This window comes from Inquilinus limosus (assembly GCF_002195995.1).
GTDB classification, from domain to species: Bacteria; Pseudomonadota; Alphaproteobacteria; order DSM-16000; family Inquilinaceae; genus Inquilinus; species Inquilinus limosus_C.
The window spans coordinates 14,372-35,914 of record NZ_NHON01000011.1; the positions used below are offsets into that span (position 1 = coordinate 14,372).

Genomic DNA, 21,543 nt, shown 5'->3' on the forward strand with positions numbered 1-21,543 from the left:
CCGCGGCAACCCCTCCTCCCACTTGATCCGGAGACGATCATGGCCGACCTGAGCGACCAGCTCGACCACACCTGGGCGCCCCGGGTGCTCAGCATCCTGCGCATCGCCACCGCCCTGTTCTTCCTGCAGCACGGCCTGGCCAAGCTGTTCGGCTTCCCGCATGTCGCCTATTTCGACGGGCTGCAGCTGTTCTCGCTGGTCGGCCTGGCCGGGGTGATGGAGATCGTCGGCAGCGTGCTGCTGCTGATCGGCCTGTTCACCCGCCCGGTGGCCTTCCTGCTGTCCGGCGAGATGGCCGTGGCCTATTTCATGGCGCACGCGCCGCAGGGCTTCTTCCCGATCCTGAACCAGGGCGAGCTGGCTGCGCTGTACAGCTTCGTCTTCCTGTACTTCGCCGCGGCCGGCGGCGGGGCCTGGAGCCTGGACGCCGTACGCAACCCGCGCCTGGCAACGGCCTGATCTCCTACACCGTCATTGCGACCCCGGCCTTGAGCCGGGGGAAGCAATCCGGGGCCGCTTGGCGTGGCCCCTGGATTGCTTCGTCGGCTTTCGCCTCCTCGCAATGACGGCCTCTACGCGACCCGCGGTCAGGGAGACGGCTGCTGCTGCGTGATGCAGTGGATGCCGCCGCCGCCCAGGAAGATGTCGCGGGCATGGACCTGCACGACGCGGCGGTTCGGGAAGGCGTCGCGGATGATGCGGAAGGCGCGCTCGTCCTCCGCCACGTCGAAGGCCGGCATCACGATGCCGCCATTGGCGATGTAGAAATTGACGTAGGACAGGCTCAGCCGCTTGCCGTTGTGCTCCTGCCGCGCCGGCTGCGGCACCTCGATCACCTGCAGCGGCCGGCCCTTGGCGTCCTTGGCCGAACGCAGGATGTCGAGATTGGTCTGCAGCACGTCGAAATTGCCGTCGCTCTTGTCGTCGGTCGACAACGCCAGCACCACGCCCGGCCGGACGAAGCAGGCGATCTCGTCGACATGGCCGTCGGTCTCGTCGTCCTCGATCCCCTCCGGCAGCCAGATCACGGTGGAGACGCCCAACCAGTCGCGCAGATTCTGCTCGACCTGGGCCTTGGTGAGGTCCGGGTTGCGGTTCGGGTTCAGCAGGCACTGCTCGGTGGTCAGCACCGTGCCCTCGCCATCGACATGGACGGCACCGCCCTCCAGCACGAAGGGCGCGCGGAAGCGCCGGGCGCCGACATGCTTCAGGATCTGCTTCGCCACCACCGCATCGCGGCTGTAGGGCTGGTACTTCTGGCCCCAGGCGTTGAAGCGCCAATGCGCGCCGGCCAGATGGCCGTTGCGGTCGAGCAGGAAGGTCGGCCCGGAATCGCGCAGCCAGCTGTCGTCGATCTCCATCGACACCACGTCGATCGCGGTGCCGTTGCCCAGGGTCAGCGACGCCTCGGCCACATCGGCCGGGTTGCAGACCAGGGTCACCGGCTCGAAATCGGCGATGGCGCGGGCGACGTCGGCATAGGCGGTGCGGGCGGCGTCCATATGCTCGCCCCAGACCTCATCCCGGCACGGCCAGGCCATCCAGCAGCGGCTGTGGGGCTCCCATTCCGCGGGCATGACGTAGCCGAGGGAGGCGGGGACGGTCACAATGGCGTTCCGAAGCAGTTCTCGCTCAAGAGCCAGAGGCTAGCCTCCGCCGCGTCCGGATGAAAGAGCGCTGTGTGCGTCCCCCGGAAATGGAACGGGCCCGACCTTGCGGCCGGGCCCGTGAAACCGATCGTCCCGAAGGACATTGATGACAGTGCGGCAATCAAATGCGGCGCTGAGAGATCGTCTTTTCCCCCTTCGTCAAACGGCGGCCGAACGGCGCCAGACGAATGGTTCCAAAGATCGACAGAAACGACATGAGAAGCTCATGAATTGTTCTCGAACGCCGTAGATATAGTCGACAGGCCCGATTTTTGCTCCAGGGGCAAACGCCGAGGGTCACCTGCGCGCCACGCATGACTCAGAGTCCTGCGCGGCGACACCATGATCGGGCAAGAAAACGCCGTTCCGCTGCGGTCCGGCCTCAGCTTCCTGCGGCGAAGGCCAGCTGCTCGTCCCGCCGCCGCTTCTTCTCGTGCCGCACCAGGAGCCCGCCGGCGATCACCACGCCGGTGGTGACGATGACGACGATGATGGTGGCCAGCGCATTGATCTCCGGCGTCACCCCCAGCTTCACCTTGGAGAAGATGTAGACCGGCAGGGTGGTCGACCCGGGGCCGGAGACGAAGCTGGTGATCACCAGCGTGTCCAGCGACAGGGTGAAGGCCAGCAGCCAGCCGGCGACCACCGCCGGCGAGATGATCGGCAAGGTGATCCAGAAGAACACGGTCAGCGGCCGGGCGCCGAGATCCATCGCCGCCTCCTCGATCGACTCGTCGAGGCTGACCAGCCGCGACTGCACGATCACCGCGACATAGGCCAGGCAGAAGGTGATGTGGGCGATGGTGATGGTCAGCATGCCGCGGCCCTGCGGGAAGCCAAACAGCTGCTCCATCGCCACGAACAGCAGCAGCATCGACAGGCCGGTGATCACCTCCGGCATCACCAGCGGCGCCGTCACCATGCCGGAGAACAGGGTGCGGCCGCGGAACCGGCCGAACCGGGCCAGCACCAGCCCGGCCACGGTGCCCAGCACGCAGGCGACGGTGGCGGAGATCGCCGCGATCTCCAGCGACCGCCGCGCCGCGTCCAGCATCTGCTGGTTCTCCAGCAGCGTGCCGTACCATTTGGTCGAGAAGCCGCCCCAGATCGTGACCAGCCGGCTCTCGTTGAAGGAATAGAACATCAGCAGGATGATCGGCACGTAGAGGAAGGCGTAGCCGAACACCAGGCAGGTGAACAGGAACCAGGGCCGCCTCATCGCTCCGCCTCCTGCTGCTTCGCCTGGACGTACTGGAAGACCATGATCGGGATCACCAGCACCAGCAGCAGCACGATCGCCACCGCCGAGGCCACCGGCCAGTCGGTGTTCTGGAAGAACTCATTCGACAGCACCTTGCCGATCATCAGCGTGTCGATGCCGCCCAGCAGCTCCGGGATCACGTATTCGCCGACCGCCGGGATGAACACCAGCAGCGACCCGGCGATGATGCCCGGCATGGACAGCGGCAGGGTGATCAGCAGGAACGCCTTCCACGGCCGGCAGCCCAGATCCTCCGCCGCCTCGAGCAGCGATCCGTCGAGCTTCTCCAGCGTCGCGTAGAGCGGCAGGATCATGAACGGCAGATAGGAGTAGACGATGCCGATATAGACGGCGATGTCGGTGTGCAGGATCTCCAGCGGCTGGTCGATGATGCCGAGCCAGAGCAGCAGGTTGTTGAGCAGCCCCTGCTGCTGGAGGATGCCGATCCAGGCATAGACCCGGATCAGGAACGAGGTCCAGAACGGCAGGATCACCAGCATCAGCAGCGGCACCCGCCATTGCTGGCTGGACCGGGCGATGGCGTAGGCCATCGGATAGCCGATCAGCAGGCTCAGCACCGTCGAGATCGCCGCGATCTTGATCGAGCTGAGATAGGCGCTGACGTAGAGCGGATCGTCGAGCAGGAACTGGAAATTGCCGATGGCGAGCGAGATGCCGAGATGGGCGTCGTCGATCCAGCTGAGCAGCGGCGTATAGGGCGGCTGGCCGATGATCTTGTCGGCGAAGGCGATCTTCAGGACGATGACGAAGGGGATCAGGAAGAACAGGAACAGCCAGACATAGGGCAGCGCGATCACCAGGCTGCGGCCGAGCCTTCCGCCCAGCCGCCGCAGGATCGACGGCCCCGCCGCGACCCGCGCGCCTGCGCCCTCCGCCGCGTCGCTCGCCGTCACCGCGGTCATTGCGTCAGCACCACGCCGGCGAAGGGCTGCCAGGACAGCCGCACCTCGTCCTCCCAGGTGATCGGCATCTCGGTCAGGCGCGACACGTTCGGCGCCGTCACCCGCACCGTCTTCCCGTTCGGCAACGCGATCAGATAGATCGACAGGTTGCCGAGATAGGCGATCTCCTTGACCACGCCGACCGTGCTGTTGGTGGCGCCGCCGGCATCGCCGTCCGCCTTCGAGATCACGATCTTCTCCGGCCGCACCGCGACCCAGACCTGGGTCCCGACCGGCACCGGCAGGCCGTGGCTGATGTGGAGCTGGCAGCCGGCCTCGGGGCTGTCGATGATGACATGCTCCGGATGGTCCTCGGCCACGCGGCCCTCGAACAGGTTCACCGAGCCGATGAAGTCGGCCACGAACTTCGATTGCGGGTATTCGTAGATCTCGGCCGGCGTGCCGAGCTGCGAGATGTAGCCGGAGTTCATCACCGCGATCCGGCTGGACATCGTCATCGCCTCCTCCTGGTCGTGGGTCACGACCACGAAGGTGATGCCGACCTTCTCCTGGATGTTGACCAGCTCGAACTGGGTCTGCTCGCGCAGCTTCTTGTCCAGCGCGCCCAGCGGCTCGTCCAGCAGCAGGATCTTCGGACGCTTGACCAGGCTGCGGGCCAGGGCGACGCGCTGGCGCTGGCCGCCCGACAGCTGGTGCGGCTTGCGCTTGGAGAAGCGGCCGAGCTGGACCAGTTCCAGCACCTCGGCGACGCGGGTCTTGATCTCGGCCGACGGCACCCGGTCCTGGCGCAGGCCGAAGGCCACGTTCTGCTCCACCGTCATATGCGGGAATAGCGCGTAGCTCTGGAACATCATGTTGACCGGCCGCTCATAGGGCGGCACGGCGGTCATGTCGACGCCGTCGATGAAGATCTTGCCTTCGGTCGGCCGCTCGAACCCCGCCATCATCCGCAGCAGCGTGGTCTTGCCGCAACCCGACCCGCCCAGCAGGGCGAAGAACTCACCGCGATAGATCGACAGGCTGACATCGTCGACGGCGGTGAAGTCGCCGAACTTCTTGGTCACCTTCTCGATCCGGACGTATGGCTTCGCGTCCGGGTCGCGCCACAGCTGCGGCGCGGTCTGCTGCTTCGGCTTGGCTTGGCCCATCCCCGTCTCCGGCCCCTGTCCCCCAAGTGGAACGGCCGCCGCATCCGGTTGGGATGCGGCGGCCGCGCTGTTTACTGGCCGGTGCGGATCCGCGTCCAGGTCCGCGTCCGCAGCCGTTCATAGCTGGGCGACGCTTCGGTGATCGCGAACAGCTTCTTCATCACGTCCTCGGGCGGGAAGACGCGCGGGTCGTTGGCGATGTCGGGGTTCATCAACTCGCGCGCGCCCGTCACCGCATTGCCGTAGCCGACGAAATCGTCGATGCCGGCCATCACCTTCGGCTGAAGGAGGAAGTTGATATAGGCATAGGCCTCCTCGGGATGCGGCGCGTCCTTGGGAATGCCGATCATGTCGAACCACACCAGGGTCGATTCCTTGGGGATGATATAGTCGATGTTGACGCCGTTCTTGGCCTCCTCGGCCCGGGCCTTGGCGATGCTGACGTCGCCCGACCAGCCGATCGCGACGCAGATGTTGCCGCCGGCTAGGTCGTTGATGTACTGCGAGGAGCTCAGATACTTCAGATACGGCCGGAACTTCATGATCGCCTCTTCGGCGGCCTTGAGGTCTTCGGGCTTCTGGCTGTTCGGGTCGAGCTTCAGGTAGTTCAGCACCACCGGGATGATGTCGGTCGGGCTGTCCAGCGTGGTGATGCCGCAATCGGCCAGCTTCTTGGCGTTCTCGGGGTTGAACACCAGGTCGAAGCTGTCGAGCGGCACGTCGCCGAGGCGCTTCTTCACCTGGTCGACATTGTAGCCGATGCCGACCGTGCCCCACTGGTAGATGGCGGCGTATTTGTTGCCGGGATCGGCGCCCTCGGCCTGCTTCAGCAGGGCCGGGTCGAGATTCTTCCAGTTCGGGATCTTCGACTTGTCGAGCTCGAGATAGACCCCGGCCTTGATCTGGCGCGACAGGAAGGGCTGTGCCGTCGGCACCACGATGTCGTAGCCGGAGTTGCCGGCCAGCAGCTTGGCCTCCAGCACCTCGTTGTTGTCGTAGGTGTCGTAGACGGTCTTGATGCCGGTGGCCTTGGTGAAGTCGGCCAGGGTGGTCTCGCCGATATAGTCCGACCAGTTGTAGATGTTGACGACCTTCTCCTGGGCCAGGGCCGGCGCCGCCACGGCACACAGCGCGGCGGTCGCGAGAAGGCTTTGCACGAGACGCTTCATGTTAACCCGTTCCCTGTCTGTGATCTGTTCGAGACCCGTCGAGCCGGTTCCCCTTCTGATTCATTGCAACGCGCCGCTGGGAAAACTGTCAATCGCGGCGACAGCGCAGTGCACAAAACGGGCTCGAACCGTCCTCCCTGTGCCCTGCGTTCATGACATTTGCAACCCCGTCCTGCCCGTCCCCCTGAACGGAAAAGGGCGGCCCCATCGCGGCCGCCCCTGCCCTCACATCTTGCCGACGTCCCGCGCCGTGGCGTCGATCGCGACCTTGGCCCGTCGCACCAGTTCGTCGACCTCGTCGCGCGAGATCACTAGCGGCGGCGACAGCACCATGGCGTCGCGCACCCCGCGCATCACCAGGTCGTTGGCGAAGCAGTGGTTGCGGCACTGGGTGCCGACCGCCCCGTAATTGGGGAAGCGCTGGCGCGTGGCCTTGTCCTGCACCAGCTCGATCGCCGCGATCAGGCCGACGCCGCGGACCTCGCCGACGATCGGATGGTCGGCGAAGGCCTCGCGCAGCCGATCCTGGAAATACGGGCCGATATCGGTCCGGGTGCGATCGACCAGCCCTTCCCGCTCCATGATCCGGATGTTGGCCAGCGCCACGGCGCAGGCCACCGGGTGGCCCGAGTAGGTGAAGCCGTGATAGAACTCGCCGCCCTCGTCGATCAGCGTCCTGGCCACCCGGTCGCCGACCATGACGGCGGACAGGGGCAGGTAGCCCGAGGTGATGCCCTTGGCCAGGGTCATCAGGTCCGGCTGGATGCCGAACAGGTCGGAGCCGAACCATTCGCCGGTGCGGCCGAAGCCGCAGATCACCTCGTCGGCGATCAGCAGCACGTCGTACTGGCGGCAGATCCGCTGCACCTCCGGGAAGTAGCTGGCGGGCGGGATGATGACGCCGCCGGCGCCCTGGATCGGCTCGGCGATCACCGCCGCGACGCTGTCGGCGCCCAGCTCCTTGATCCGGTCCTCGATCGCCTTGGCGGCGAGCTTGCCGAAGGCCTCCGGGTCCAGGTCGCCGCCGTAATCGTACCAGTAGGGCGCCATGACGTGGTGGAAGCCGGGGAACGGCAGGTCGGCCTGGCGGTGCATCGCCCCCATGCCGCACAGCGAGACCGCGACCATGGTCGAGCCGTGATAGCCGTAGTTGCGGCCGATGATCACCTTCTTGCGGTGCTTGCCCTTCAGGTCCCAGTAGTGCCGGACCATGCGGACGATGGTGTCGTTCGCCTCCGACCCGCTGTTGGCGTAGAAGACGTGGTTCAGCCCGTCGGGCGTGATCTCCGCCAGCTTGGCCGACAGCTCGGCCGCGGCCGGCGTCGTGGTCTTGAAGAAGGTGTTGTAGAAGGGCAGCTCGAGCATCTGCTCATGGGCGACGTCGGCCAGTTCCTTCCGGCCATAGCCGACATTGACGCACCACAGGCCGGCCATGCCGTCGATCAGCTGGCGGCCTTCGGAATCCCACAGCCAGACGCCCTCGGCGCGGGTGATGATGCGGCTGCCCCCTTCGCTGGCCAGCGACTTGTAATCGGTGAAGGGGTGCAGGTGATGGGCGGTGTCCAGCGCCTTCCACTCGGCGGTGGTGCGGCTGGCGGCAAAGCTGTTCATGACGCGACCTCGCGTGAATCCGGAAAAAAACGGAAACCGGGCCGCGGCTGCGGCGGCCCCTCGGTCAGGCGCGCGGCGGGTTGTAGCCGATCCGGGCGCACAGCAGCATCAGCTCCTGCTTGCGCGATCGACGACTGCGATAGGGCCGTGGCCGTGTCATGATCCGACCAGCATATCGCCGCCCGCGCGCGCCGTCACTAGCCGAACGACTCGGGGCCACCTAGCTGACCGGCGCCGCACGGTCGAAGGCGGCGAGGATCGGGCCGACCCGGATGCCCCAGCCGACGGACAGCCCGCCCGGCGCCGACAAGGCCGAGATCGAGCCGTCGAGATACAGCGCGTTGCGGCAGCCCAGCGCGTCGCGGAACAGCCGGGCGAAGCTGCCGAAGCTGACCCCGTCCCGCGAGATGGCGAAGACCACGGTGTGGTCGTCCTTGATGCCGACACCGTTGCGGATCTTGCGCGACGGGCCGTCGTCGCTGAACAGCGGGTGCAGCGCGCCGTCGATCACCAGCAATGGACCGGACTGGGTGGCAATCCCGGCGGCCGGGGCCCGGCGCAGATAGGTTTCGGTCTCCAGGATCCCGGCGCTCTCGCCATCGACATAGAAGACGCCGTTCGGCTTCATGAAGAAGTTGCCGTCGCCGTCCCCTTCATTGGCCGGGTTGAGCTGCCGGCCGCCGGAGACGAAGAGCCCGACCGGCGACAGGTCCTCGTGATACATGCCGGCGTTCATCGACACCACCGGCGGGTCCCCCGCCGCGGCCATCGCCCGCTTGAAGGCGTAGAGCGAGCCGTAGGGCCGGCCGTCGCGGTCCTGCCAGAACAGCCCGACCCGGTAGCGGCGCAGGTCGAACTCGCAGACCGTGTAGTCGGACGCCTCGAAGGACACCGCCCGGCATGGCTCGGCGGCCGCCCGGCTGTCCGGCCCGGTGAAGGACGAGGATCCCGGCCCCGGCGTCAGCGGCGCCGCGGCGGACGGCAGCAGGGCCGGCGCGGCCGGCCGGGCGGCCTCCTCCGCCGGCCGCGGCGTGCTCACGGACGCGCCGCAGGCGGCGGTCAGCAGCAAAGCCAGCAAGGAGAAAAGTCTCGTCCTATGACGTCGATCATGGGGCCGTTGACACATCAGCTTCATACAGACCGCCTAGCCTGCCGCGCATTCGCATCATTCATGCAGGGGGATTCGCACCAAATGATGACATGGCTTCGCCTCGGGCTGATCGGCTTCGTGGTGGCCGCCGCGGGGACCGCGCAGGCCGCCGACCCGCTGACGGGCAAGGAATACAAGGTCCTGCTCGATCCGGCAAAGTTCCAGGCGCAGCCGGTCGCCACCGCCAACAGCTTCCTGTCCGAGCTGCGGACCAGGCTGACCGCCGCCGGCTTCGACCGCACTGTCGACGGCAGCTTCGCGGTCAACAAGGTCCGCACCGTCCGCTACTACGATTCGCCGGGCACCTGTCGGCTGAACACTCTCGGCTACAGCTTCCGCGAGCGGGTCGAGGGCACCGATCGCGAGATCAACCTGAAGTTCCGGTCCGACAGCCAATCGACCGCCGTCAACACCGATGTCAGCGGCAGCGATGACGATGCCGAGACCAAGCTGGAGGCGGACATCACCCCGCCGTTCAAATGGGTCTATTCCCACTCGACCACCGAGCCGCTGTCGGCCACGAAGAACCTGAACATCCTCGACGACGTGGTCGACCTGTTCCCGCCGACCAAGTCGCTGAACCTGCCGAAGCAGGAGGCGCTGAGCCTCGTCGGCAACCTGTCGATCACCGAGCGCACCTATGACGGGCCGGAGAGCGACCTGGGCCAGCAGGATGCCGAGTTCGACCTGACCCTGTGGTATGCTAACGGGTCGTCCACCGTCGCCAGCGCCGAGGTGTCGTTCAAGGTCGAGGACAAGGACGGCGACTTCACCGACAAGGTCGACCAGCGCTCCAAGCTGATGTTCGACACCATCCGCGGCATGAGCTCGTGGGTGTCGACCAACCCGACCACCAAGACCCAATGGGTCTATCAGTACCAGCCGAACTTCTGCAACTGAGCCCCGGCTGAGCGTTCGAATGGGCCGGATGAACCCTCACCCGGCCCGTTCCGTATCGAATTGTGCAACGCAGCAACGCTGAGACAATTCGCGACAATCCCGGTCTCGCCGCGACACAGTTCTGAGACAAGCGCCCCGCACCCTGCGCCCAGGCCATAGGGAGTGCAGGCATGGGACGCCCGGTGATTCGGACGGTGGCGGGAGTCGTGGCGCTGGCCCTGGCCGGCGGGCTGGCATGGCAGGCATCGCGGGGCACCGCTGCGACGCCGGCCCAGGCGGCGCGGCCGGCCCCCAGCGTGATCGTCGCGCCGCCGCTGGTCCGACGGGTGGTCGACCAGCGGGAATATGCCGGGCGGTTCGAGCCGACCGCGAGCGTCGAGATCCGCGCCCGCGTCTCCGGCTACCTGCAGGCGATCGGCTTCGAGGACGGCCAGATCGTCCAGGCCGGCCAGACCCTGTTCACCATCGACCCCCGCCCCTACCAGGCCGCGGTGGCCGAGGCGCAGGCACAGCTGGCCAGCGCCCGGGCGCAGCGCGACCTGGCCGATCTGGAGCTGCGCCGGGCCGAGCAGCTGGCCGGCACCTCCGCTGTCTCCCGCTCCACCCTCGACCAGCGCCGGCAGCAGAAACAGGCGGCCGACGCCGCCTTCGAGCTCGCCCAGGCCGGGCTGACCCGGGCGCAGCTGGACCTGGACTTCACCGAGATCAAGGCACCGATCAGCGGCCGCGTGTCGAACCGGCGGGTCGATGCCGGCAGCCTGGTCTCGGACGCCGGCACGCTGCTGACCACCGTGGTGGCGCTCGACCCGATCTACTTCATCTTCGACATCAGCGAGCGCGACTTCGTCGCCTATGAGCGGGCGGTGAAGTCGGGCGCGCTGCGGCCGATCCGCGACCGCGACGTGCCGATCGAGGCCCGGCTGCAGGACGACGAGGGCTGGCCCTACCAGGGCATGATGAGCTTCGTCGACAACCGGCTGGAGAGTGGCGCCGGCACCATTCGCGCCCGTGCGGTGCTGGCCAATGCCGACCTGTTCATCACCCCGGGTCAGTTCGGCCGGCTGCGCCTCGCCTCCTCCGGCGAGCGCGACGCCCTGCTGGTGCCGGAGACGGCGCTGCTGACCGACCAGGCCAGCCGCATCGTGCTGACGGTGAATGACGACGACACGCTGCGCGCCACGCCCGTGCGCCTCGGCGCCCGTCTGCTGGGTGGGCTCCGCGTGGTCGAGAGCGGGCTCAAGGCCGAGGACCGGGTGGTGATCAACGGCCTGCTGCGCGCCCGCGCCGGCCAGACGGTGGTGCCGCAGCCGGGCGAGATCGCCCCTGCCGCCACGGCGATGGTCAACTGACCATGCGCCTGCCCCATCTCTGCATCGAGCGGCCGATCCTGGCGACCGTCCTGTCGGTCCTGGTCGTCCTGGTCGGCATCGCCGGCTATTTCACCCTGCCGCTGGCCCAGTACCCGGAGATCAGCCCGCCCACGGTCGTCGTCCGCGCCCAGTATCCCGGCGCCTCGGCGGAGGTGATGAGCAGCACCGTCGCCGTGCCGATCGAGCAGGAGATCAACGGCGTCGAGAACATGCTCTACATGTCCTCGCAGTCGACCGGCGACGGCCAGCTCAGCATCACCGTCACCTTCGCCCTCGGCACCGACCTGGACGAGGCGCAGGTGCTTGTGCAGAACCGGGTGGCGGTGGCCGAGCCGCGGCTGCCGGAGGAGGTGCGCCGCCTCGGCGTCACGGTGCGGAAGTCGTCACCCGACATCCTGATGGTGGTGCAGCTGTTCTCGCCGGACGGCTCGCGCTCGCCGCTCTACCTCTCCAACTACGCCACGCTGCGGATCCGCGACGCGCTGCTGCGGGTCAACGGCGTCGGCGACGTTCGCCTGCCCGCGGCCCGCGACTACGCCATCCAGGTCTGGCTGGACCCGGATTCGGTGGCCGCCCGCAACCTGACGGCCGGCGAGGTGGTGGCGGCGCTGCAGGCCCAGAACGTCCAGGTGGCGGCCGGCGTGGTGAACCAGCCGCCGGCGCCGCCCGACGGCGCCTTCGAGCTGAATGTCGAGACGCTGGGGCGCCTGTCAGATCCCGCCGAGTTCGAGAACATCATCATCAAGACCGACGCCGACGGTCGCGTCACCCGGATCCGCGACGTCGCCCGGGTCGAGCTGACGGCGCAGAGCTTCCGCGGCGGCGCCCTGTTCGACGGCCGTGTCTCGCAGCCGATCCAGGTGTTCCAGCAGCCCGGCTCGAACGCGCTGGAGACGGCCGACCGCGTGGTCGCGGCGATGGCGCAGCTGGGCCGCACCCTGCCTGCCGGGGTCGAATACGCCATCCCGTTCAACCCGACCCGCTTCATCGCCGAATCGGTCGGCGAGGTCTACACCGCCATCCTCGAGGCCGTGGCGCTGGTCGTGCTGGTGGTGATCCTGTTCCTGCACAGCTGGCGGGCGGCGATCATCCCGATCCTGGCGATCCCGATCTCGCTGATCGGAACCTTCGCCGTGATGGCCGGCCTCGGCTATTCGCTGAACAACCTGTCGCTGCTCGGCCTAGTGCTGGCGATCGGCATCGTCGTCGACGACGCCATCGTGGTGGTCGAGAATGTCGAGCGGCACCTGCGCGCCGGCCTGTCGCCCAAGGAGGCGGCACACAGATCGATGGAGGAGATCAGCGGCGCGCTGATCGCCATCGCTTTGGTGCTGTGCGCGGTGTTCGTCCCGGCGGCGATGATGTCCGGCATCTCCGGCCGGTTCTTCCGCCAGTTCGCCGTGACCATCGCCGCGGCCACCGTGATCTCCGCCTTCGTGTCGCTGACGCTGAGCCCGGCCCTGTGCGCCCTGCTGCTGCGGCTGCATGGCGACCACGCGCCCCGGCCCCGCAACATCCTGCTGCGCGGCCTGGCCGCCGGCGCCCGCGGCTTCAACGCCGGCTTCGACCGGGTGTCGCTGGGCTATGGCGGGCTGACCCGCCGGCTGTTGCGCGTCGGCCTCTTGGTGCTGGTCGCCTATGGCGGGCTGCTGGGCCTGACCGGCTGGCAGTTCAGCCGGGCGCCGACCGGCTTCATCCCGGTGATGGACCAGGGCTATTTCCTGACCGCGGTGCAGCTGCCGCCCGGCGCCGCCATGGCCCGCACCGACGTGGCGATGAAGGCGGTCTCCGACCGGCTGGACGCGACCCCGGGCGTGGCCCACACGGTCACCATCGCCGGGCTGGACGGCGCCACCTTCACCAACGCGTCGAACAGCGGCGTCGTCTTCGCCATCCTCGACCCCTATGAGGTGCGAGCAGCGCGCGGCCAGACCGTCGACCGCATCATCGCCGACCTGACCGCCCGGCTGGGCGACGTGCCGGAGGCGCGGGTGATCCCGATCAAGCCGCCCTCGGTCCGCGGCATGGGCAACACCGGCGGCTTCAGGATGATGATCCAGGACCTGGCCGGCGGCACGCCGGAGGAGCTGGAGGCGGCGGTGCGCCAGGTCGTGGCCGCGGCCGGCCAGTCGCCCGACTTCGCCAATGTCTTCAGCCCGTTCAACACGGCGACGCCGAAGCTGTACGCCGATATCGACCGGGTGAAGGCGGAGATGCTGGGCGTGCCGGCGTCCCGCGTGTTCGAGACGCTCGAGATCTATCTCGGCTCGGCCTATGTCAACGACTTCAACCTGCTGGGCCGCGCCTTCCAGGTCCGCGCCCAGGCCGATGCCCGCTTCCGCCAGGACCCGGCGGAGCTGGAGGGGCTGAAGACCCGCAGCGACTCCGGCGCCATGGTGCCGCTGGGCTCGGTCGCGACCTTCGAGGAGCGGGCCGGCGCCTACCGCATCCCGCGCTACAACCTGTACCCCGCGGCCGAGGTGCAGGGCGCCGCGGCGGCGGGCATCTCCACCGGCACCGCGCTGGACCGGATGGAGCAGATCGCCACCGAGACCCTGCCCGACGGCTACGGCTTCGAATGGACCGAGGTGGCGCTGCAGGAGCGGCTGGCCGGCACCAGCGCGCTCCTGATCTTCGCCGCCTCGGCGGTGTTCGTCTTCCTGCTGCTGGCGGCGCTGTATGAGAGCTGGACCCTGCCGCTGTCGGTGGTCCTGATCGTGCCGATGTGCCTGCTGGCGGCGCTGACCGGCCTGCTGGCCGCCGCCATGGACGTCAACATTCTGGCGCAGATCGGCTTCGTGGTGCTGATCGGCCTGGCCGCCAAGAACGCGATCCTGATCGTCGAATTCGCGCGCCAGGCCGAGGCGACGGGCGCCGACCGGGCCGCTGCGGCGATCGAGGCGGCCCGGGTGCGGCTGCGGCCGATCGTGATGACCTCGCTGGCCTTCATCCTCGGCGTGCTGCCGCTGGTGCTGGCCACCGGGGCCGGGGCGGAGATGCGCCAGTCGCTGGGGGTGGTGGTGTTCTTCGGCATGATCGGCGTCACCGCCTTCGGCCTGATCTTCACCCCCGCCTTCTACGTCGCCTGCCGCGGGCTGGAGCAGGCGGCCGGGCGCCTCCGCCGGCGCGCCGCCCCTTCGCTGCCGGAGGCTGCCGAATGAGCACTGAAGTGATGATCGTCGCCGCCCCCCGGGGCGCCTCCGGGCGTTACACCGCCATGGCCCAATGGCTGCACTGGGTCTCGGCGGCGCTGATGCTGGCCGTGCTGGTCCTCGCCTGGGTGATGGAAAGCCTGCCGAACGGCGACGCCTCTCGCCCCACCATGGTGATGCTGCACAAATCGGTCGGGCTGACGATCCTGGGCCTGACCGCGGTTCGGCTGATCTGGCGGGCGATCCACCCGCCGCCGGCCGTGGCGCGGTGGGCGGCCTGGGAGGCGGTGGCCGCCAAGGCGAGCCACTGGCTGCTCTACCTCCTCCTGCTGGCCATGCCGCTCAGCGGCTACCTGATGTCCGCCGGCCGCGGCCGGGCCATCCCGTATTTCGGCCTGTTCGAGGTGCCGCTGCTGACCCCGGCGACCGACGCGATCTGGCGGATCGGCGCCACCGTGCATGCGGTCGGGCACTGGGCGCTCTATGCCCTCGTGGCCCTGCACATCGCCGCGGCGGTCTGGCACGTCGCCATCCGCCGCGACGGCACGCTGGACCGGATGCTGCCGGAGCAGACCGGGCCGTGATCCGGCCTTAAGAGCCATAGCGGCGCTGCGCCTCGATCGCCAAGCCGACGCCGACGGCGCCGAAGCTGTCTCCCTCCACCACCCGGGCGGACGGCGCCTCGGCCAGTGCCGCGGCGCGGAAGGCCGGCAGCAGGGCCGAGCCGCCGGTCAGGAACACGGCGTCCAGTCGGTCCGGCGTCAGGCCCGCCGCCTGGATGCACCGACGGATCAGTGCCGACAGCCGGGCGACGGCGTCGCCGATCGCGGCGTCCAGCACCGCCCGGCCGGCGCGCAGCCCCAGCTTGGGCTCGACCAGCCGCAGGTCGATCACGGTCGGATCCTTGTCGCCGAGCGCGATCTTCGCCGCCTCGACCCGCAGCGCCAGGCTGTGGCCGAGATTGCCCTCCAGCACCCGCAGCAGCCGGTCGAACTTCTCCGGCGCGCGCGATTCGCGGCGCACGTCGCGCACCTCCGCCACCACCTTGGGGGCGTAGAGCGCGTTGATCCGGCTCCAGGTCGCCAGCATGTGGAAGTAGCGGCTGGGCGCCACCGCGCCCTGGCGCTTCATCTTGGTGCCCATGCCCAGCGCCGGCATCACCGTGGCCAGGCTGAACAGCCGGTCGACATCGGTGCCGCCCAGCCGGATGCCGTCATTGGCCAGGATGTCGCCCGCCCGGTCGGGCAGAGCCTTGCGCCGCGGCCCCAGCCGGACGACCGAGATGTCGGAGGTGCCGCCGCCGATATCGACGATCAGCGCCACCTCCTCCCGGTCCAGCCCGGCCTCGTAGGTGCGGGCGGCGGCGATCGGCTCGTATTCGAAGGACACCTCGGCGAAGCCGGCCTCGCGCGCGATCGCCTCCAGCGTGTCCTGGGCTTTGCTGTCGCCGGCCGGGTCGTCGTCGACGAAATGAACCGGCCGGCCATGCACCACCCGCTCCAGCGCGTGGCCGCAGGCGGCCTCGGCCCGCGCCTTCATCTCGGCCAGGAAGATGCCGATCACCTGCTTGAAGCCGATGCGCTCGCGCCCGACCCAGGTGTCCTCCTCGATCAGCGAGGTGCCCAGCACCGACTTGATCGAGCGCATCAGCCGGCCGTCCAGGCTCTCGACATAGGAATCGACGGCGGAGCGGCCGAAACGCGGCGCGCCGCCGACCAGGTCGAACCAGATCGCGCTGGGCAGCGTGGTGGCCGCCCCCTCCAGCGGCAGCAGCCTTGCGCCCGCGGCGTCGACGATGCCGAGGGTCGAATTCGAGGTGCCGAAATCCAGGCCGCAGACCGCCATCTCCGCCTCCGCTCCAACGGCGAAAAGCCCCGGGTCCGGTCGGACGGGGCTGAAAGGGGGCGGGTTTTAGCGCGGGCGCGGATCTTAGGGAAGAGGCGACATCCGCGCGGATACGCCGCGGCGGCCGGAAGCTCACGATGAAATGTCCGTCAAAATTGCCGCGCTTCCGATATATCATGGCGGCAGAGACGCAGCCCATCGGGGGGATGGATCATGCGAAGCCGTCGATCCCTGGGATCGATTGACGCCGGCCCGGGGTCCCGATGATCGGGGCAACCCAGCCGGAATTGTTCCGCAGCGTCGAGGCCTTGTTCCTTGATGCCTCGCTCGACCCCGACCTGTGGCCCGCCGCCCTCGGCGCCTTCGCAGAGGCCGGCGGAAGCGAAGCCTCGCTGTTCATGACGGCGCGCTCGGCCACCCAGCTCGGGGCGCCCTCCGCCGGGTTCGAGGAGATCATCGAGGCGGCCACGGCCGATGGCTGGCCGCAGCGGAACCCGCGCTTCCCGCGCATCAACGCCCGGACCTGGACCAACTTCGTCTGCGATACCGAGCTGCTGTCCGCCGACGAGATCGCCCGCGACCCGTTCTACAACGAGCTGCTGCGGCCCTTTGGCCTGAAATGGGCGGCCGGGTCGATCCTGCTCTCGAGCCCCACCCTCGGCCCCGTCGTCCTGACGCTGGAGCGGGCGCTGGACACCGATCCGTTCACGCCGGCGGAGCTCACTGCCCTCGACTCGCTCCGGCCCTCCTTCGCCCGGGCGGTGCGGCTGGCCGAGAGCCTCGGCTTCCAAAAACTCGACGGCATGATCGAGGGGTGGGAGGTGGCGGACGTCGCCGGCGCAATTCTCGGCGCCGAGGGCACCGTGCTGCGCAGCACCGGCGCACTGACGGCGCTGCTCGGCGACGGGCTGGCGCTGCCGGGCGGCCGGCTGGCCGCGATGGCCACCGACGACAACCGGCGGCTGCAGGCCGGCATCGAAGGCAGCATCCGCCCGGCTGGCGCCGTCGCGGGCGGCCCGATCCCGATCCGGCGGCCGAGCGGGCGGCCGCCGCTGGTGGTCGACATTTCTCCCCTGCCCCGCGATCGGGCGCTGGTCTTCAACGGCGCCCGGGCGATCGTCCTGATCCGGGACCCTGCCGCGCGCTCGATGTCCGCGGAACGACGGCTGGCGACCATGTTCGGCCTGTCCCGCGCGGAAGCCCGGCTCGCCGCGCTGCTCGGCGGCGGCGTGCCGCTGGCCCAGGCCGCGGAGAGGCTGTCGATCCGCTACGAGACGGCCCGGACCCAGCTGAAATCGATCTTCGTCAAGACGGACACCCATCGGCAGGCCGATCTGGTCGCCCTGTTCGCCCGCTTGAGCTGATGCCGGTGCGGCTCAGCCCGCCTGCAGCCCGAACGCCTCCGCCACCAGCTCGTAGGAGCGCAGCCGGGCGGCGTGGTCGTGGATCATGCTGGTGATCATCACCTCGCTGGCCAGGGTCTCGCCGGCCAGCCGCTCGATCTCGGCCTTCACCGTCTCCGGCGTGCCGACGATCTGGTTGCGGCGGGCGTTCTCGGCGACGCGCTTCTCCTCCGCCGTGTAGGGGTAGGCCAGCGCCTCCTCCGGGCTCGGCAGCAGGCCCGGCCGGTTGGTGCGCAGCCGCACCCAGGACAGCTGGTGCGGCGCCGCCAGCCGCTCCGCCTCCGCCGGATCCTCGGCGCAGTAGACCGAGACGGTCAGGATCGAATGCGGCGCCCGCATCGCCGCCGAGGGCTGGAAGTTGGTGCGGTACAGATGCATCGCCGGCATCGTGTATTGCGGGCTGAAATGATGGGCGAAGGCGAAGCCACAGCCGATCCGGGCGGCGAAGCGGGCGCCGAACTCGCTGGAGCCGAGCATCCAGACCGGCGGCAGCGGCACATCCTCCGGCACCGCGTGGACATTGCGGAAGGCATGGTCCGACGGGAAGGTGCCGTCGGCGAAGGCGCGCAGCTCGGCATATTGCTCGGGGAAATCGTTGGCGATGACCGCTTCCTGCGAGCGCCGCATCGCCAGCGCCGTCAGCTGGTCCGAGCCCGGGGCGCGGCCGAGGCCGAGGTCGATCCGGCCCGGATGCAGCGCCTCCAGCATCTTGAAGGCCTCGACCACCCGCAGCGGTGCGTGGTTCGGCAGCATCACCCCGCCGGAGCCGACGCGGATCCGATCCGTCACCTGGGCGACATGGCCGATCAGGATCTCGGGCGCGGTCGAGGCCACGCCGGGGATCGAATGGTGCTCGGCCACCCAGTAGCGGATGAAGCCCAGCCGATCCGTCAGCCGGGCGAGGTCGAGCGAGTTGCGGACCGCCTGCCCCGTCGGGGAGCCTGAGGCGATCGGCGCGAGGTCGAGGACCGAGAGGGGCAGAGTCATTCCTTCAACTTTGGCGGCCGCCGCTTCGGTTCAAGCCCAGGCCCGATCGCATATCGCTGCGCCGGCCGCATGGCGGTCATCCGCCGCGGATGCCGGACGGGTCTGGACAGGCGCGAGACTCGGGCCGGCGGCGATTTCCGGATTCCTTCTTTACGGGCCGCGGGCCTAGGACAGCCGCCCCGGAACCGGAGCAACAGAGAGGAAGCCCGAACACGCCCCCGCCGCGCCATCATCCGCGACTGGATGGCCCTGCCCCGTGAGCAGCGGCATTCGGTGGAGCAGGCCAGCGCCTTCGCCGTGCGGGCAGTCCGATCGCATGATTTCCGCTGCGCCGGCGACCGATCGGCCCGGATCCTGGCCTGGCTGCGGCCCCGCATCGGCCGGCCCTGACCCGATGTCTCAGGCCGAGGCCCCTGCCCCGCGGCGCGCCGCCACGCCGGGCGCGAGGACGCAGAGCAGCTCGAACATCAGCGTCGCCCCGGTCACGGCGGTGAGGCCGGAGGGGTCGAAGGGCGGCGACACCTCGACCAGGTCGGCGCCGACCAGGTCCAGCCCGGCCAGGCGGCGCACCATGCGCTGGGCCTCGCGCGTGGTGATGCCGCCGATCTCCGGCGTGCCGGTGCCCGGCGCCATCGACGGGTCGAGGGCGTCGATGTCGAAGGTGACATAGGCGGGCTGGTCGCCGAGAATCTCCAGCGCCTCGTCCATCACATCGTCCGGCCCGCGGCGGTCGAACTCCTCGATGAAGATCATGCGGATGCCGGAGGCCTTGGCGAAATCATAGTTGCCGGCATCGGAGATCGAACCGCGCAGCCCGATCTGGACCATCCGCCTCGGGTCGAGCAGCCCCTCCTCGATCGCCCGGCGGAACGGCGTGCCGTGGTTGTAGCGGTTGCCGAAGAAGCCCTCATACGTGTCGGAATGGGCGTCGAACTGGATCAGCCCGACCGGCCGGCCCGTCGCCAGGCCGCGCAGGATCGGCAGCGATACCAGATGGTCCCCGCCGGCCGAGAGCGGCACCGCGCCGGCCCGGTGCAGGTCAGCGTAGAAGCCGGTGATCGACTCCAGCGACTTTTCCAGGCTGATCGGGTCGACCGGCGCGTCGCCGCAATCCGCGACCCGCACCAGGTCATAGGGCGAGACGCCGGTGACGTGATGCACCCGGCGCATCAGGCTGGACTGGTTGCGCAGTTCGCGCGGGCCGTGCCGCGTCCCGGGGCGGTTGGTCACCCCGCCGTCGAAGGGCACGCCGACCAGGGCGATGTCGACCTCCGCCGGGGTCGCCAGCGGCAGCCGCATGAAGGTCGGGATGCCGGCGAAGCGCGGCACCTGGCTGGAATCCAATGGCTCGAACTTGCCCGCCAAGGCTCCCTCCCGATCGTGCCTGCCCGCCCCGGCGCAAGTCCGGAGCGGGCGGCCAGGCTCAGACGTTCAGCAGCAGGTTCTCGCGCTCCCAGGAGCTGATGACGCGGTGATAGGCGTCGTACTCCTTGTTCTTCACCCACCACACTGCGTCGACCAGCTTCTCGCCCAGCACCTCACGCAGCGGGCGGGAGGCGGAGAACTTGTTGAGGCTGTCATAGAGGTGGCGCGGCAGGGTGAAGGCCAGGCGCTTGGCCGAGCCCTCGACCGGGTTCGACGGCTGCATCTCGTTGACGATGCCGAGATAGCCGCAGGCCAGCGAGGCCGCGAACATCAGGTAGGGGTTGCAGTCGGCGCCCGCCACGCGGTTCTCGACCCGCTTGGCCTGCGGCTCGTCGATCGGCACGCGGAATCCGACGGTGCGGTTGTCCATGCCCCAATGGACGTTGATCGGCGCGTCGCTCTCGGGGTCGAGGCGGCGGTAGGAGTTCACGTTGGGCGCGAACAGCGGCATCGCCGCCGGCACGAATTTCTGCAGGCCCGCGATATAGGCCAGGAACAGGTCGCTGTTCCCGCCTTCCTTGGTGGCGAACAGGTTCCGGCCGGTCTTGGCGTCGTTCACGCTCTGATGCAGATGCATCGCGCTGCCGGGCTCGTTCTGCAGCGGCTTGGCCATGAAGGTGGCGTAGACGTCGTGGCGCATCGCCGTCTCGCGCACCGTGCGCTTGAAGATCAGCACCTGGTCGGCGAGCTCGAGCGGGTCGCCGTGGTTGAAATTGATCTCGATCTGGGCGGCACCCGCCTCATGCGCCAGGGTGTCGACGTCGAGGCCCATCGCCTCGCAATGGTCGTAGATCTCCTCGAAGATCGGGTCGAACTCGTTGACCGCGTCGATGCCGTAGGACTGGCGCCCGGTCTCCGGCCGGCCCGACCGGCCGATCGGCGGCTCCAGCGGATAGTCGGGGTCGATGTTCTTCTTGACCAGGTAGAATTCGAGCTCGGGCGCCACCAGCGGCTTCCAGCCCTTCTCCTCGTACAGCTTCAGCACCCGTCGCAGCACGTGGCGGCAGGACAGCTCGCACGGGCTGCCGTCGACATATTCCGCGTCGCAGATCACCTGCGCCGTCGGCTCCTCGTACCAGGGGACGATGCGGATCGTCTCGCGGTCCGGCACCATGTAGATGTCGATGTCGGCGGCGTTGGTGACGTCGTCGTCGGGGTAGTCCCCGGTCACCGTCTGCATGAAGATCGATTCCGGGATCCGCATCCCGCGGGTCTTCAAACCCTTGATGAACTTGTCGTCGGGGAGGATCTTGCCCCGGGCGATCCCGTTGATGTCCGGGACCAGGCACTCGACTTCGGTCACGCCATGGTCGTGAATGAAGTCCACGAGTTTTTGCATAAAATCATGGTCAGCCCCTTTAGGCGGACCCCGCTTCTCGTTTCATCTGCGTCCCCACCATACCCGAGCCCCCCGGGGGGCTGGGAAGGGGGGACGGACGGAAGCCGCGGTGGTTCGCAGGCATGGCCGCTCCGACTCGGCCCGGCTTGACAGTTTCGGGTCGGCTGCGAGGATGAGGGCTTCGTGGCAACAATTGCGTGACCAAATGCAT

Annotated in this window: 18 protein-coding genes; 7 read left to right on the forward strand and 11 right to left on the reverse strand. The window is 68.8% G+C overall.

Features of this window, described 5'->3' with window-relative positions:
• The first annotated feature begins 39 nt into the window (after nucleotides 1-39).
• Complete coding sequence (locus BWR60_RS07875) at nucleotides 40-459, forward strand: DoxX family protein (RefSeq protein WP_088150461.1); 420 nt, start codon at nucleotides 40-42, stop codon at nucleotides 457-459.
• A gap of 128 nt (nucleotides 460-587) precedes the next feature.
• On the opposite strand, the gene aguA is transcribed toward BWR60_RS07875, so the two are convergent.
• From aguA to BWR60_RS07910, 7 genes are all read right to left on the reverse strand, one after another.
• On the reverse strand, nucleotides 588-1,607 hold the full coding sequence (aguA, locus tag BWR60_RS07880) for an agmatine deiminase (protein ID WP_088150462.1): 1,020 nt from the start codon (nucleotides 1,605-1,607) through the stop codon (nucleotides 588-590).
• A 424-nt stretch (nucleotides 1,608-2,031) separates the two neighbouring features.
• Nucleotides 2,032-2,868 (reverse strand): ABC transporter permease subunit, encoded by an 837-nt coding sequence (locus BWR60_RS07885; protein ID WP_088150463.1) that lies wholly within the window; start codon nucleotides 2,866-2,868, stop codon nucleotides 2,032-2,034.
• Nucleotides 2,865-3,833 (reverse strand): ABC transporter permease subunit, encoded by a 969-nt coding sequence (locus tag BWR60_RS07890; protein WP_088150464.1) that lies wholly within the window; start codon nucleotides 3,831-3,833, stop codon nucleotides 2,865-2,867. The genes BWR60_RS07885 and BWR60_RS07890 overlap by 4 nt, the downstream gene beginning before the upstream one ends.
• Nucleotides 3,830-4,981 carry an ABC transporter ATP-binding protein gene (locus BWR60_RS07895; protein WP_088150465.1) on the reverse strand — a complete coding sequence of 384 codons (1,152 nt, stop codon included), beginning with the start codon at nucleotides 4,979-4,981 and terminating at the stop codon, nucleotides 3,830-3,832. Before BWR60_RS07895 ends, BWR60_RS07890 begins: the two co-directional genes overlap by 4 nt.
• 71 nt (nucleotides 4,982-5,052) lie before the next feature.
• On the reverse strand, nucleotides 5,053-6,138 hold the full coding sequence (locus BWR60_RS07900; protein WP_343216386.1) for a polyamine ABC transporter substrate-binding protein: 1,086 nt from the start codon (nucleotides 6,136-6,138) through the stop codon (nucleotides 5,053-5,055).
• Between the two features lie 237 nt (nucleotides 6,139-6,375).
• Complete coding sequence (locus BWR60_RS07905; protein ID WP_088150467.1) at nucleotides 6,376-7,761, reverse strand: aspartate aminotransferase family protein; 1,386 nt, start codon at nucleotides 7,759-7,761, stop codon at nucleotides 6,376-6,378.
• 220 nt (nucleotides 7,762-7,981) lie between these two features.
• Complete coding sequence (locus BWR60_RS07910; RefSeq protein ID WP_218823394.1) at nucleotides 7,982-8,839, reverse strand: phosphodiester glycosidase family protein; 858 nt, start codon at nucleotides 8,837-8,839, stop codon at nucleotides 7,982-7,984.
• A 114-nt stretch (nucleotides 8,840-8,953) separates the two neighbouring features.
• Here BWR60_RS07910 and BWR60_RS07915 point away from each other — a divergent pair, with 114 nt between their 5' ends.
• The 4 genes from BWR60_RS07915 to BWR60_RS07930 all read left to right on the forward strand — a co-directional run bounded on the left by BWR60_RS07915 (nucleotide 8,954) and on the right by BWR60_RS07930 (nucleotide 14,917).
• On the forward strand, nucleotides 8,954-9,811 hold the full coding sequence (locus BWR60_RS07915) for a hypothetical protein (protein ID WP_088150468.1): 858 nt from the start codon (nucleotides 8,954-8,956) through the stop codon (nucleotides 9,809-9,811).
• Nucleotides 9,812-9,981: 170 nt separating this feature from the next.
• Complete coding sequence (locus BWR60_RS07920) at nucleotides 9,982-11,160, forward strand: efflux RND transporter periplasmic adaptor subunit (RefSeq protein ID WP_088150469.1); 1,179 nt, start codon at nucleotides 9,982-9,984, stop codon at nucleotides 11,158-11,160.
• 2 nt (nucleotides 11,161-11,162) lie between these two features.
• Complete coding sequence (locus BWR60_RS07925) at nucleotides 11,163-14,342, forward strand: efflux RND transporter permease subunit (RefSeq protein ID WP_088150470.1); 3,180 nt, start codon at nucleotides 11,163-11,165, stop codon at nucleotides 14,340-14,342.
• A complete protein-coding gene (locus BWR60_RS07930) occupies nucleotides 14,339-14,917 on the forward strand; it encodes a cytochrome b (protein ID WP_088150471.1) in 579 nt (192 codons plus the stop codon). The genes BWR60_RS07925 and BWR60_RS07930 overlap by 4 nt, the downstream gene beginning before the upstream one ends.
• A 7-nt stretch (nucleotides 14,918-14,924) precedes the next feature.
• On the opposite strand, the gene BWR60_RS07935 is transcribed toward BWR60_RS07930, so the two are convergent.
• On the reverse strand, nucleotides 14,925-16,178 hold the full coding sequence (locus BWR60_RS07935) for an Hsp70 family protein (protein WP_088150472.1): 1,254 nt from the start codon (nucleotides 16,176-16,178) through the stop codon (nucleotides 14,925-14,927).
• Between the two features lie 263 nt (nucleotides 16,179-16,441).
• Between BWR60_RS07935 and BWR60_RS36900 the strand changes: the two genes are divergently transcribed.
• Nucleotides 16,442-17,542, forward strand: coding sequence for a helix-turn-helix transcriptional regulator (locus BWR60_RS36900; RefSeq protein WP_088150473.1), 1,101 nt, complete (start codon nucleotides 16,442-16,444; stop codon nucleotides 17,540-17,542).
• A gap of 12 nt (nucleotides 17,543-17,554) precedes the next feature.
• On the opposite strand, the gene BWR60_RS07945 is transcribed toward BWR60_RS36900, so the two are convergent.
• The gene (locus BWR60_RS07945; RefSeq protein ID WP_088150474.1) at nucleotides 17,555-18,568 is read right to left on the reverse strand and encodes an LLM class flavin-dependent oxidoreductase; all 1,014 of its coding nucleotides are present in this window, start codon (nucleotides 18,566-18,568) and stop codon (nucleotides 17,555-17,557) included.
• Between the two features lie 243 nt (nucleotides 18,569-18,811).
• Between BWR60_RS07945 and BWR60_RS36905 the strand changes: the two genes are divergently transcribed.
• Nucleotides 18,812-18,958 (forward strand): hypothetical protein, encoded by a 147-nt coding sequence (locus BWR60_RS36905; protein WP_179221676.1) that lies wholly within the window; start codon nucleotides 18,812-18,814, stop codon nucleotides 18,956-18,958.
• 9 nt (nucleotides 18,959-18,967) lie between these two features.
• Here the strand turns inward: BWR60_RS36905 and speB are convergent, their stop codons facing one another.
• Together speB and BWR60_RS07955 are read right to left on the reverse strand one after the other, a co-directional pair.
• Entirely contained in the window at nucleotides 18,968-19,933 is a 966-nt protein-coding gene (gene speB / locus BWR60_RS07950) for an agmatinase (protein WP_088150475.1), read from the reverse strand.
• Nucleotides 19,934-19,991: 58 nt separating this feature from the next.
• The gene (locus BWR60_RS07955) at nucleotides 19,992-21,332 is read right to left on the reverse strand and encodes a glutamine synthetase family protein (RefSeq protein WP_088150476.1); all 1,341 of its coding nucleotides are present in this window, start codon (nucleotides 21,330-21,332) and stop codon (nucleotides 19,992-19,994) included.
• Nucleotides 21,333-21,543: the final 211 nt, after the last annotated feature.